The sequence below is a fragment of the Peijinzhouia sedimentorum genome (assembly GCF_049340005.1).
In the GTDB taxonomy this organism is placed as follows: Bacteria; Bacteroidota; Bacteroidia; order Cytophagales; family Cyclobacteriaceae; genus CAXBDP01.
On the sequence record NZ_JBMPIY010000020.1, the window covers coordinates 1 to 13,405 of the forward strand.

General features: G+C 39.6%; 11 protein-coding genes. 4 read left to right on the plus strand and 7 right to left on the minus strand.

The genetic code is table 11. The annotated features are described in order from the left end of the window. From ACOXY8_RS17060 to ACOXY8_RS17070, 3 genes are all read right to left on the minus strand, one after another. Nucleotides 1-1,436: hypothetical protein (locus ACOXY8_RS17060; protein WP_458332830.1), on the minus strand; the 1,436-nt coding region annotated here is incomplete at its 3' end. Nucleotides 1,437-1,727: 291 nt separating this feature from the next. Next, nucleotides 1,728-3,560 carry a tetratricopeptide repeat protein gene (locus tag ACOXY8_RS17065; protein ID WP_458332831.1) on the minus strand — a complete coding sequence of 611 codons (1,833 nt, stop codon included), beginning with the start codon at nucleotides 3,558-3,560 and terminating at the stop codon, nucleotides 1,728-1,730. 194 nt (nucleotides 3,561-3,754) lie between these two features. After that, nucleotides 3,755-4,735 (minus strand): GlxA family transcriptional regulator, encoded by a 981-nt coding sequence (locus ACOXY8_RS17070; RefSeq protein WP_458332832.1) that lies wholly within the window; start codon nucleotides 4,733-4,735, stop codon nucleotides 3,755-3,757. A 103-nt stretch (nucleotides 4,736-4,838) separates the two neighbouring features. Between ACOXY8_RS17070 and ACOXY8_RS17075 the strand changes: the two genes are divergently transcribed. From ACOXY8_RS17075 to ACOXY8_RS17090, 4 genes are all read left to right on the plus strand, one after another. Further along, nucleotides 4,839-5,243 (plus strand): VOC family protein, encoded by a 405-nt coding sequence (locus ACOXY8_RS17075; RefSeq protein WP_458332833.1) that lies wholly within the window; start codon nucleotides 4,839-4,841, stop codon nucleotides 5,241-5,243. A 42-nt stretch (nucleotides 5,244-5,285) separates the two neighbouring features. Continuing rightward, the gene (locus ACOXY8_RS17080; RefSeq protein WP_458332834.1) at nucleotides 5,286-6,122 is read left to right on the plus strand and encodes a VOC family protein; all 837 of its coding nucleotides are present in this window, start codon (nucleotides 5,286-5,288) and stop codon (nucleotides 6,120-6,122) included. Between the two features lie 17 nt (nucleotides 6,123-6,139). Next, the gene (locus tag ACOXY8_RS17085; protein ID WP_458332835.1) at nucleotides 6,140-6,376 is read left to right on the plus strand and encodes a hypothetical protein; all 237 of its coding nucleotides are present in this window, start codon (nucleotides 6,140-6,142) and stop codon (nucleotides 6,374-6,376) included. Nucleotides 6,377-6,455: 79 nt separating this feature from the next. Then, on the plus strand, nucleotides 6,456-7,838 hold the full coding sequence (locus ACOXY8_RS17090; protein ID WP_458332836.1) for an MATE family efflux transporter: 1,383 nt from the start codon (nucleotides 6,456-6,458) through the stop codon (nucleotides 7,836-7,838). 36 nt (nucleotides 7,839-7,874) lie between these two features. On the opposite strand, the gene ACOXY8_RS17095 is transcribed toward ACOXY8_RS17090, so the two are convergent. From ACOXY8_RS17095 to ACOXY8_RS17110, 4 genes are all read right to left on the minus strand, one after another. Further along, nucleotides 7,875-8,093 carry a PID-CTERM protein-sorting domain-containing protein gene (locus ACOXY8_RS17095; protein WP_458332837.1) on the minus strand — a complete coding sequence of 73 codons (219 nt, stop codon included), beginning with the start codon at nucleotides 8,091-8,093 and terminating at the stop codon, nucleotides 7,875-7,877. Nucleotides 8,094-8,174: 81 nt separating this feature from the next. After that, the gene (locus tag ACOXY8_RS17100) at nucleotides 8,175-12,260 is read right to left on the minus strand and encodes a T9SS type A sorting domain-containing protein (RefSeq protein WP_458332838.1); all 4,086 of its coding nucleotides are present in this window, start codon (nucleotides 12,258-12,260) and stop codon (nucleotides 8,175-8,177) included. 286 nt (nucleotides 12,261-12,546) lie between these two features. After that, entirely contained in the window at nucleotides 12,547-12,759 is a 213-nt protein-coding gene (locus tag ACOXY8_RS17105; RefSeq protein ID WP_458332839.1) for a PID-CTERM protein-sorting domain-containing protein, read from the minus strand. A 76-nt stretch (nucleotides 12,760-12,835) separates the two neighbouring features. Continuing rightward, a partial coding sequence (locus ACOXY8_RS17110) for a T9SS type A sorting domain-containing protein (RefSeq protein WP_458332840.1) occupies nucleotides 12,836-13,405 on the minus strand: 570 nt, incomplete at its 5' end.

Consider the following 13,405-nt stretch of genomic DNA (forward strand, 5'->3'; position numbering starts at 1 on the left):
CCCGCCTCAAAATCAAAATCAAAAACAGGATACGGTGTCGCGCCCTCGGGTATCACGATGTCTGATCCCGCAGGAGGTAACCCATTATCCCAATTGCCTGCCTCGCCGCCGTCGGAATCTGTACTGCCTGTCCAGGTGTAGGAGGTTCCGCCTCCTGATGTGGTGAAGCTCTCCACTCCTCCATAACTCGTCCCCTCACTATTGGTCGCATACGCTTGAAAATAATAAATCGTAGATGCTGACAGGCCCGTTATCTCTTCGGCAAACGATCCTGTTGCACTACCATCTGAAATATTAATCACTCCTCCTTCACCAATAGTTGGAGTAGCATCACTTGATGAATACACAAAACCTCGGGACGTTACAGATGCTCCCCCATCAGAACTCACATCCCCATTTAATGTTGCTGTGCTTGCTGTAATACCCGATGCCGAGCCCGTTGTTACCGTCGCTAAACTCGCCGGTGGAGTACTCGTCGTAAACGTTTCAACACTTCCGTTGGTGGTTCCTTCTGAGTTAGTAGCATAAGCTACATAACTATAAGCACTCGAACTTGACAACCCGCTTAGTAAAGTATTATATGCACCTGTCGTACCAGATACCACCTCCTTAAAAACAGTCGTCCCATTGACCTCAGCAAAACTTGGTGAGGCATCCGAGCTCGTCAAGGAATACACAAAACCACGCTCGGTTATCGCTGCTCCGCCATCTGCGGTCACATTCCCATTCAACCGTGCTCCTGATGAACTAAGATCCGTCGCTAATAAAGTCGATACAGTAGGTGGTGCGGAGGATGGGGTCGCAGATTCCAATCTGAAATTATCAATTGCCCATTCCTCATTATTCGTGTTATTGGAATATGCACGTAGCCTTAGAGAAAGAGTTGAACCAGTGCCCGGAATTGATTTCGTAAATTCTCCAAAACTTTTAGTTAACACCGTACCATTCCCAATTCCATCATTATTTGTGTCCTCAGCCAACTGCTTAGCCCCAAACCCATCGCTACTTCCTCGGAAATCAATTAATTTCTGGTAAGCCCCACCATCAAGACTATATTCCACTAAAACATAATCACTATGAGTAAAACCAAAGGCTGTTGATTCCCATGCAGTATAAGTGCTTTGTGCTGCAAAAAGTCCTTTAAATTCAATACCTGTTTTTCCCGATATATTAATTCCAGTCCATTCTATTTCTTGTTCTGCATTCCCTCCTGCTAGTACATCATGATCTTCTCCTGCCCAGAAATATGTTCCTTGAAAGCCGCTATAATCACCATCTGAAACAAGTGAAAGATTTAATTCAGCATTCGTTGCTCTTTTGAAGTATGCTGAATAAGGAGTAGAGCCAGACCCTGTATTGAGAGATGGACTTCGTGTGCCAGAGCTTGGGTTTGATGCATGTTCAAAATCATCGACCCAAAACTGATCAGCAAACATTTTAAGTGTGTGGTTTGAAACAAAAGCTTTGAAACTTTCAGCAAGTTTTTCATTTGAATTTGTAATGCTATTCTTAGCAAGATGTAAATTAACGTTTGCTATCGAATTAGCATTACTCAGTATACTGCTTCCAAGGAGCAGCAGAAATATCAAGGGAAAAAGCTTCTTGGATTGAGTAAAAAATAATCTCATCTGCAGGCATATTTAGTTGAATTAAAAAATCAACCAAATATTCATGATCTCAAAAAAGATACAAAAATTATATCCGGATTAAAAAGGACAAAAATGTCTTTATTTTGAGACAGAAAGATTAAGTATGAATTCAACTAGCTCTTTATCAGAGCTTAAATTCATTTTCTTATAGATCCGATAGCGAGCCTTTCTTAAACTATCAAGGCTTATTGCCAATGCCTGAGCAATATCATGACTTTCCAAATTCAATCTTATTAAACTACATATTCTAATATCACTTTGCGTTAAATTCGGGTAACTAGCTTTTAGACTACTTATAAATGTTGGATAAAGGGCGTTAAAATAAATATAAAATGAAATCCAAAAATTATCCTTAATTTTATTCTCACCAAGTGTTTCTCCCTTCACTAGGGAGGTTATTTGTTGAAGATTCTCAATTTGAATTTTTTCTTGTTCTTCTAATTGCCTAGCCTTTCTTGTTAGTTCAAGTTGTGCCTTCTCATATTCTTTTACTAAATGATTTAACTTGTTCGTTATCTTTTCAGTATTCGCATTTAGTGTCTCATGTCTCCTTATAATCTTCAATTGATTATTTCTATAAATAAGGAACCCTATCGACAATATTATAACTAAAACAATTAGAATAGGAATTATTATCCATTTATAAACACCCAATTCATTCCTACTTTCTGCTAAGCTTTTAGATAATTCATCTATATTCTGATTTACTTGATCAAACTCATATGAAGCTAAAATCTTATTAATTTCAGCTTGATTATTGGCTAACATTAAACTATCTGTCAGTATATCTAATTGTTGGTAATTATAAAGAGCTGAGTCATATTGATTTAATCTTAAATAGATTTTGTACTTAGTATCTAATGCAATCTTAATATCTTCAATTCTATCAAAAGCAATAGATAAATTATAAGCTTGGGTTGCATAGCCCTTAGCTTTATCCCAATCAGCTAATTCCAAGAAAATTATTGCATTATTATTTAACAATCTTGCTACACCTGCTTGATCATTTAAGTCTTCCTTAATCGCCAAACTCTTCTCATTATAACTTAAGGCATCATTGTATTCTCTAGCTTGAAGGCTAACAAACCCTAAATTCAATAAAGCAAGCCCCTCTCCGTACTTATTCTCTTCTTCTTGAAAAAGTATGAGGGACTCTTTCATCAATTGCTTGCTAACTGATAGATTTTTCAATTTACTTTCAACTACACCCAAGTTCAAAGTACTCATTGCAAGCTCTAATTTCATGTCCTGTTCTCTTGCTAGTTTTTGAACCTGAAGATAAATACTCTTTACTTCCTCAAATTCTTCTAACAACATATATGCAGTTGCCACATTACTAAGACCATTGATTTGAATAGCAAATTCATTTATTCTCTTCCCTAATTCATATGCTCTATAGTATTCCTTAATGGCGCTTTCATACTCTCCAAGGTAATAATGGCTAGATCCTAAAGTGAGGTGTCCAATTGCTTCATACCTTACAACACCCTCTTTAATTGCGTGAGTTATTAATTCCTTAGCAAGTAGCTTGGCATCATTATATTCACCTAAATGCACTTTAGATTGAGCAATAGCTGACTTTGCTTTACAAACAGTGATTGCATCATCCATAATATCAGCTTGATCTAGTAATTCTCTCCCCACTTTAATAACAAATTGAGGATTTTTGCCTAAGAACTCGTCAATTAATTTTAATCCTAATGCCGATTTTTGTTTTAGTTGAACGGTGTTTTGGAGTTGAGTAAACAGACTATCTAAGCTACTCTGAGAAAAAGCTGTTTCATAAGTTATTATAAAAATAATTATAAAAATAATTTTTATAATATGAAAAAATAGAGTATTGATAAATTTAAAAATCATTCTTAATTTTTCTGAACCAAAGTGCAAAATCAAAAATTGATTAATCCGCATAAGTTAATCAGTAATTCAAATAATAAGAAAAAATTATACAAATTCGGCAAAACGAATAGTTTATCACTTTAATTATTCAAGACTCTATGTAAATAGAATTTTTCAGCATGAGCTAACAACTACTTAAAACATTCAAGCCAATTTTATATGCTGTGCGAAAAGACTTCTAAAATGTTCCTTCAAAAAATGTTAAACTAATTAAACCTTTCCTTATAGTCTACTGGATATAACCCTGTAACCCTTTTGAAAACATTTCTAAATGCCTTTGGATCATTGTAGCCTACATCATACATTATCTCACTTAATGTTTTAACTCCTAGCTCAAACTCCTTTTTTGCTACTTCTATTCTAGTTCTTTGAACATACTCAATCACTGTATTGGCAGTAGCCTTTTTAAATCTCCGTTCAAAAGTTCTCCTTCCTATACCTGAATAATCACACAAGTCGTCTACAGAAATCTTACTAAAATAATTTTGTTCAATAAAATTTTGAGCCTTAATCACTTGCTCATCATTATGATTCTTTTGTGCACTAAAAATGATAAATGGAGATTGTGAATTGCGTCCGACATCAATCTGAAATATCTTAGAACAATATATAGCAGTTTCCCTATCAACTAACTTTTCTATTAAATATAGAATCAAATTAGCAGAGGAAAAAGCTCCACCACCGGTATAAATGCCATCCTCATCTGTTAATATTTTATCTGATAATAAAATCGCCTTCGGGAAAAGCCGCCTAAATGAATCCCCTGCTCTCCAATGCGTTACACATTTTTTATTATCAAGTAGCCCCGTTTTAGCCAGTAAGAAAGTTCCTAAACATAAGCTTACTATATGCGCACCTTTTTGCCTTTGCTCACATATCCAAGGATAGAGCCTATGATTTGCCTTTAATGCTTCTGCTATCACATTATGAACTGGAGGTATAATTATTAAATCCGTTTTGTCAATTTCAGAAATCAATCTATCTACCCAAATTGAAATTTGTCCATCATAACTCTTCATCTCCTTATTTTCACCTACAATATTGATATCAAAAATAGGAGCTCTTCCTTTGGAAATTAATAACTCATTGGTTTCCTGAAGACCTTGTCTTGGATTCTCAAAACCCGCAAGATTCACATAATGAGGAACTAAAATTGATATATGTTTCATATCAACAAATTTATTCATTTGTCGCAATCAACCCCAAAAATGTCGTTTTTAATCCGCCAGTTTTTTAGGAATCGCTCTAAATTTGTAAAATCAACTTCACTACTAAACAATTACAATAAAGATGGTTAATTCAATATTTGTAAATCTTCCTGTCAAGGATCTAAACAAAACACGCAAATTTTGGAATACACTTGGTTTTTCCTTCAATGAAAATTTTTCTGACAACAATGCCATTTGCTTAATCTTACAAGAAGGATCTATCTATTCTATGCTCATTTCGCATGAGTTGTTTTCAACATTCACAAATAGACTTATCGCTGACGCTTCAACCACACAAGTGCTTACAGCTATTCAAGTAGAAAGTAGAGAAAAAGTTGATGAAATTGTAGGTCTTGCATTAGCCAACGGAGCTACGCGCTATCGTGAAGCAGCTGATCATGACTGGATGTATTATGATTCATTCGCAGATTTGGATGGCCACCAATGGGAGATATTGTATACTGATACATCAAAATTATCTGAATAGAACTTTTCAAGCTATGTCCCTGAAACCACAATAAGTTCAGCTATGAAAACGAAAATCTCTACTTGCTTTTGGTTTAATGGTAATGCAAATGATGCAGCCCAATTCTATTGTTCCATTTTTCCAAGCGCACAACTATTAAGTGAGAATGCAATTGTCACTACATTCTATGCATTTGGTCAAACTTTCACGTGCCTGAATGGTAGAGTAGATTTTCCAATAAATCCTTCAATTTCAATATTCATTAACTTTTCATCTCTCGAAGAATTAGAATTTGTTTGGGAAAAGCTTTCGCAAGATGGTAATATCCTAATGCCATTAGATAAATATGATTGGAGTCTAAAATATGGATGGGTTCAAGATAAATTCGGGATAACATGGCAATTGTCTTTTGAAAGTGCTACAGAAATTAAGCAAATAGCCGTTCCTAGTTTACTATTTGTTGGTGAAAACTTCTGTAGAGCAAAAGAAGCATTAGACTTTTACACTGAAATTTTCCCTACCTCAAACATAGAGAGTATTTCTCAAAGCGGCCAATCACTTGATAACAGAGTGGCTATCAAGCATGCTCAATTTAATTTGGCTGGTTACAAATTAAAGATCATGGAAAGTGACTTAAAGCATAATTTCACATTCAATGAAGGAGTATCACTCATTGTGTACTGCGATAATCAAAATGAAATTGATCATTATTGGGAATCATTAACAGCGGGAGGAAAAGAAAATATGTGTGGTTGGCTTCAAGACAAATATGGTGTATGCTGGCAAATTATTCCGTCAATTTTACCAGAATTAATGGCAGATCAAAAACGATCAAAGAATGTTATGCAAGCTTTTATGAAAATGAAGAAATTTGATATCGCTACACTTTTAAATGCATAGTTTCTGTTACCATTATCATGACTAATGACCGAGTAAACAACGCTATAGTTGAGATTTTTAAGACCAATGTCTATTCGCAAAACCGAGCTGATGTCATAATCAAAAAGCTAGAAATAATAATTCCGGCAGCAAAAATCAATTTTGACTTAGATGATTGTGATAATATACTCAGAGTTCAAAAAGACAAACCATTCGATGTACAGCCAATCATTGAATTAGTAAAAAGTGAAGGGTTCAATTGCCAGGAACTTTAAGTTGCAAAATTTTCAACCCCAACACTCATGCTATTCAAAAAAAACCTCCTTTATTTAAGACCAAACTAACCGCCTATTCATGCCAAATTGGAAGCTATTTAAAGAAGCTTTACAAGGTAAAGATCAAGATTTTACTAAAATAAATATAAAGACAGGTATTTTCTTGTTATCAGTTCCCATGATTTTAGAAATGATCATGGAGTCTTTGTTTGCTGTAGTGGATATATTTTTTGTAGGCCGACTAGGAGACGATGCCGTAGCTACGGTAGGACTCACTGAAGCAGTTGTAATTATTGTTTACTCTGTCGGCATAGGAATAAGCATGGCTGCTACTGCAATGATTGCTCGCAGATTTGGAGAAAAGGAATTTAAGAAAGCAGGTAGTGCTGCGTTTCAATTACTCATATTTGGAAGTAGTATTTCTCTCCTCATTGCTATTCTAGGTTTTCTCTTTGCCAAAGAAATTTTGCAACTAATGGGTGCAAGTCCGGAAGTTCTTGCAATTGGGGTTCCTTACACAAAAATAATCTTTGCAGGAAATTTAGCTGTAATGCTCCTTTTTTTAATCAATGGTGCATTTAGAGGAGCAGGGCAAGCACATCTGGCAATGCGTGCACTATGGCTTTCAAATGGGATTAACATCATTCTAGATCCAATACTCATTTTCGGTTTGGGGAGTTTTGAAGGACTTGGCCTAGTAGGTGCCGCTTGGGCCACAACAACAGGACGAAGTATTGGTGTGTTATATCAATTATACCATCTCCTCAATGGCAAACATCGATTAGCGATTTTAGCCGAAAATATAAAATTCAAATGGGTTACCATGAAACGAATTGCTAGTATTTCCATTGGAGGTATGGGTCAATTTCTTATTGACTCAGCAGCTTGGATTGTATTAACTAGAATCACCGCAGAATTTGGCAGTAGCTCAGTTGCTGGATTTACAATTGCCTTCAGAATTTTAATTTTTAGCCTGATGCCTGCCTGGGGTTTATCGGCGGCAGCATCTACATTGGTTGGCCAAAATCTGGGAGCTAACAAAATTAAACGAGCAAGTATTTCTGTTTGGCTTACTGCTCGTTATAATGTAATCTTCCTATCAATTATCACTATACTATATCTTAGTTTTGGCAACACCCTTGCAAGTTGGTTTACTATAAGCGAAGAAGTCAGTCAAATTGCCGCATTAGGCCTAAAAATCATTGTTCTTGGATACATTTTCTTCGCTGTCGGCATGGTAATGATTCAAGCTTTCAATGGAGCTGGAGATACTAAAACCCCAATGTATATCAATATAGGAGTACTATTATTGCTGGAAATTCCTTTAGCTTATTTTTTATCAATTACTCTACAAATGGAAGTTAAAGGTATTTTTATTGCAATAGCAATTTGCCATTCTTTACATGCATTAGTGGCTATATGGTTTTTCAGAAAAGGCAGATGGAAACAAATTTCAATTTAATCTCATTGGACTTCAATGAGATTACTGAAGAATAGATTATAGATTGCCCTTATCTTTCTTTCTATTTTGCTTCGTTTTTTTCTTATCCCGCAACTTTTTAGCGCCATAAACGGCTCCTGCACCAAGAAGTAAGCTCAAGCCGCCATCTATCGGGTTGTCTAAAACGTCAGGCGTAAAGCTCGGTGGACCTCCGAAGGTTTGCGCATAGCTCACTGCGGATAAAAACAATAGGCCGGTAAATAGGATATATTTCATCGATTCTTCAGTTGCTTTGTGTTTTGTTTAAATCAGCGGGAGGTTCTCTGAGCCTCCCGCTGTCTTTTAGTTTTGTGGTGCTTAGTTTACGATCAGGCGTTTTACAATCCGCTCGGTGCCATGCGTGATCTCTACTAAGTAGATACCTTTGCTCAATTGGCTTAGATTAATGTCAAGCTCCGATGTATCAGTGATGAGCTTTTCATTGCTCACTTCTACGCCTGTCATTGAGACTATTTTTACGGTGGTCTCGCCTACATTATCTGGCTTTTGGATGCTGATCCTCACCTGCTCTTGTGCCGGATTCGGTAGTAAGTACGCTTGGAAGCGATGGTTGCTCGGGTGGATACTGGTGATCACTTCTATGCCCATCACGAGATCAAATCGGTGACCTTTGCTGCTCGGATCATCCGTTACCTCAAAACCGTACGTCGTGCCTTTTTGGAGGGTGATGTATTCCTCGGTGAAGCGATCATAAAGTTGGATCGTTCTGCCTTCTTCTAGATCGAAATCTGGCAGGCTGAGTTTGAAAGTGGTCGCTGGACTATTGATATGAAGTGGAATGCGATTCGAACCCTCCGCTTCGGCATACGCCCTTGCATCATTACTCAATGCAAAATTATCAGCACTTACCGTAAAGAAGTTAACCACCGGGTTTGCTAGCTTGATTCCGTCGGTAAGCTTATCATACACAGGCGCTGTTTCTTGAAAATAAACTACCACTTGGTCATAAAATTGCGCTCCTCTTGTTAGGCTAATTCCTATCGAATTAGGCCCATACTTACTCGTGTACTCTTCTGTTCGCAATACTGTTTCGAATGGAGCCTCTCCTGATATTTTCATCGATTCCGTAAATGTAATCGTACCAGGCGTTCCTGTATCTGTTGGATCAGCTTGAATGAAAAAGGCCGAACCACTTGGAAGGACAATTGGATCAAAGCCAGCGTCTGTCAATAGTCTTGTTACATACGCCCCACCTCTTCCTGCACCTGGAATTAATTCTCCACTTGCATCTCCTGCACGTGGTGTCCAAACACTGATGAAATTAGATGCACCTGCGTTGGTGATATTTCGCATATTGATGCTCGATGGATACGGATTACCTACCAAATTCCAATCGCTGATTTCTCCGCCTATAGTTGCCGAGGATAAAGCCTTTACTACATTACCTGTATTTACTGTCCCTTCCCAAGCCATCGTAACATTTGCTGGCGTGTAGGCTCCATCATCAAAAATGCCTGATTGTCCTTTAGAACCTCGTATAAGCATTCGGATGCCTTCTACTGGCGCAATCGTTTGGCTTGTATTCGTAAAGGCTATCCAACCAGCATCTTCTTCGCTATCATCATCTGCTTGGGTAGGATCAAATCGAAAAGCTGAAGGTGCATTAGTATTCGTAGTCGTAAAACCATTTGCTGAACCACCAATACCCGTAATATCTACAATAGAACCAATTACACTTAATGGTAGTGGATCGCTAAATGGATGCGATAGAAAACGAAATGCTCTATTATTCCCAGCCACAAATCGCTCCTGCTCCACATCAACAGTAATGCTACCTGCTCCCGTCAAATCTCCTATACTGGCATCGCCTGTCGCATCGCTTTTCAAGATGATCTTGCCATCGCCACTGGCGCCTTTGCCGGCAGCAAAGCTTAAGGTAAAGCCTGGAGCCATCGTGAAAGTAGCACCTGACTGAATCTCCAAATCGCCTGCCTGAAAATCAGAAGAAAATACCGGATAGTTGCTAAGGCCTGTAGGTATCGATATATCGGAACCAGCAGGAGGAATAGTGCCCCCAATCCAGTTGCTTCCTTCATCTGTGTCCGTATCCGTGGTGCCTGTCCAAATGAAGGTACTGAGCGTTACCATCACACTGTTGGTGCCATCAGCAGCAACCGCCACAAAACGACCTTTGCCATAGGTGACTCCAAACCAATTATTCGCCTCGGCAGCAGGAGCAGCCGTCCAGCTGATCCCATCATTCGAATACATCACACGGTTGGTACCCGTATTTGTTACAGCCACAAAGCGACCATTGCCATAGGTGACCGATTGCCAATTATTCGTCTCTGCAGCTGATGCCGCCGTCCAGTTAACTCCATCATTCGAATACATCACGCGGTTCGTGCCAATCTCAGCCACCGCCACAAAACGACCTTTGCCATAGGTAACTGAATTCCAATTATTATCCTCGGCAGGAAAAGCGGTCGTCCAGCTGATCCCATCATCGGAATACATTACACGGTTAGTGCCATTTCTTGCAACGGCAACAAAGCGACCATTGCCGTAGGTCACTGATCGCCAAAAGATTGCCTGAGCAGCAGCAGCAGCCGTCCAGGTGATCCCATCATTCGAATACATCACACGATTCGTACCATTACTTGACACCGCCACAAAGCGACCATTGCCATAGGTGACTGAAAACCAATTATTCGCCTCTGCCGCAAATGCCGCCGACCAGCTGATCCCATCATCCGAATACATCACTCGGTTGCTACCATCCACCGATACCGCAACAAAACGACCATTGCCGTAAGTGACAGATATCCAGGAATTGGCCTCTGGAGAAGAAGCAGCCGTCCAGTTAACTCCATCATCCGAATACATTACTCGGTTGGTACCAGTCTGAGCCACTGCCACAAAACGACCATTGCCATAGGTGACTGAAAGCCACTGATTCGCCTCGGCAGCAGAAGCGGATATCCAAGTGTCACCCGACAATGGAGATGCAGAGGCCACCGTAAACGAAAAGTTCTCAGGGCTCAGCAGGAATTGGCCATTGGTGCCGCCTACTCCTGTACCAAGCTCTACGTGGATTACTTCTCCGGCCGTTAGGTCAGAAGAAGGGTTGAATGTAGCATTATTACCGCTAACAGCCCAAGTACCGGCAATTGTACCTGATTGCTGACCCCGTATCACCGCATTGGAGGCCGTAAAGGTTGCGAGACTTGGTGGAGTAGTAAAAGTAAGTTCAATATTATCCCCTGCGGCTATAACCGAGGCATTCGCCGCAGGAAGCGAAGAGCTAAGGCTAAAGAAAGCTAATAATCCCGGAATAGGGTTGACTTCAGGTGTAGCTTCAGGCACATCGTAGGAAATATTTTGCAAATAGGGGTAAGAAATAAAACCTCCAGATGATTCCTGGATTTGCCAAACGCCTGTACTTGCTGTAAAATCCCAGTCATCAGGCGTAATATCTGTGGTGAAGGTAGCGAGGCTCTTCATTTCTGCGGTTGTTTTACCTGTGCCTCCTGCGCTTGCCCCTAAACCGGATGTTTCGGTATCCCAAAAGCTGTTGGTGAAGGTGGAAGCAGGGCTAGAATCTGTAAAAGCTACCAGGCCTCCTGCAGAACTTGATGCAGAAACTCCTCCAGCAGCAAAGCTATTGGTAATGGTGGATCCGGTGCTTCGGGCAATCAAACCTCCTGCACCTGTATTGGTAACCGTGACATCGCCAAGTGCATAACTATTGGAAACAGCCACATTTTGAGCCCACCCTAACAAGCCTGAACCTACTGATAAGCTTGAGGTAACATCAGCCGTAGAAAAGCTTTCTGATACGGTTATCGTTGAAACCGAACCATCCAATTGTGCGATCAAACCGGCTGCATCCGTTTCGGCATTTACTGTACCCGTACTGTAGCACCGCATGATGGAACCACTATTCGACATAAATCCCACCAAAGCACCTATATTATTCTTAGCAGTAAAATTTACATCCAGTAATCCAAGATTTTGGATAGTTGCAGCTTCGAGATATCCAAAAAGACCCTGAGCTATAGCAGTAGGTCTATTCATATATAGTCCACTTATAGTAAAATCGCCTCCATTGTAAGTACCTGTAAATCGAGTTGTACCATTCCCAATAGGGCTCCAACCTTCACCAGAAAACCATCCAGAAGTAGAAGTTGCATCTATGTTGGCTGTTTGGATGTAATGCGCTGCCCATCTGGTCACTCTGTTTGGGCTAGCCACTTCAGTATCAGTAGCAGCAATCCAATAAAGATTTTCTAATGTTGCTATTTGATAGGGATCAACTCCTGTACCAGCACCAGCAGGTAGGGTAGCCGTTTGGGAAATGGCGGAATAATTAAACCCTAATAACAGTAAAAAAGAGAATGCAATCAGAAAAAAATTGCGGTAGGGGGTAAATATTTTTTTCATAAAAAAAGTAAATTATCCAAAGCAATGATTGAAAATAAGGCTAAAAATTATTCTCCTTTCATTTAATGTGACCAATAAGTACTTTTTTTAGGATGAAACGCTAGAAAAACTTCCCCAACAAGGATCTTCTAGCTTGCTTATTTACTTTGGGATCTGTAGTAGGATCTTGTTTCAGCAGATGATCAGATTGTTGTGAATAAATAAGTTAAATGGACAGAAAAATAAAATGGGTCGCCATTACAAAAGAGACCTATTTATAAATTTAATCAAGGACAATGATGAAAGCCTAGTTTTGGTCTTCCTCATTCATTTTATTCTTTCTATTATCCCTCAATTTCTTTGCTCCATAGGCAGCTCCTACACCTAGCAGTAAGCTTAAGCCACCATCTATCGGGTTGTCCAACACGTCAGGTGCAAAGCTCGGCGGGCCGCCAAAGGTTTGGGCATAGCTGAGAAGAGATAGAAATAAGAGGCTGAAGGTAAGTATAGCTATTTTCATTTGTGATTGCTTTTTGCTTGGTAAAATATGGCGGGAGGATGGTCTACCCTCCCGCTTTCTTTGGGTTTTGTGGTGCTTAGTTTACGATCAGGCGTTTTACAATTCGCTCGGTGCCATGCGTGATCTCTACTAAGTAGATCCCCTTGCTCAATTGGCTCAGATTAATGTCAAGCTCCGATGTATCAGTGGTGAGCTTTTCATTGCTCACTTCTACGCCTGTCATTGAGATTATTTTTACGGTGGTCTCGCCTACATTGTCCGGCTTTTGAATACTGATCCTCACCTGCTCTTGTGCCGGATTCGGTAGTAAGTACGCTTGGAAACGATGGTTGCTCGGGTGAATACTGGTGATCACTTCTATGCCCATCACGAGATCAAATCGGTGACCCTTGGTTCTTGGATCATCCGTTACCTCGAAGTCGTACGTCGTGCCTTTTTGGAGGGTGATGTATTCTTCCGTGAAGCGATCATACAGTCTTAGCGTTCGGCCTTCTTCAAGGTCGAAGTCTGGTAAGCTAAGCGTGTACGCTCGCGCCGGACTGAGAATATGTAAGGGAATACGGTTGGTATTCGTTTCTGCTCCTTCGGCTTCTTGGTAGGGACGGCTATCTATACTTAAGGCAAAATCATCTTCACTCACCGTGAA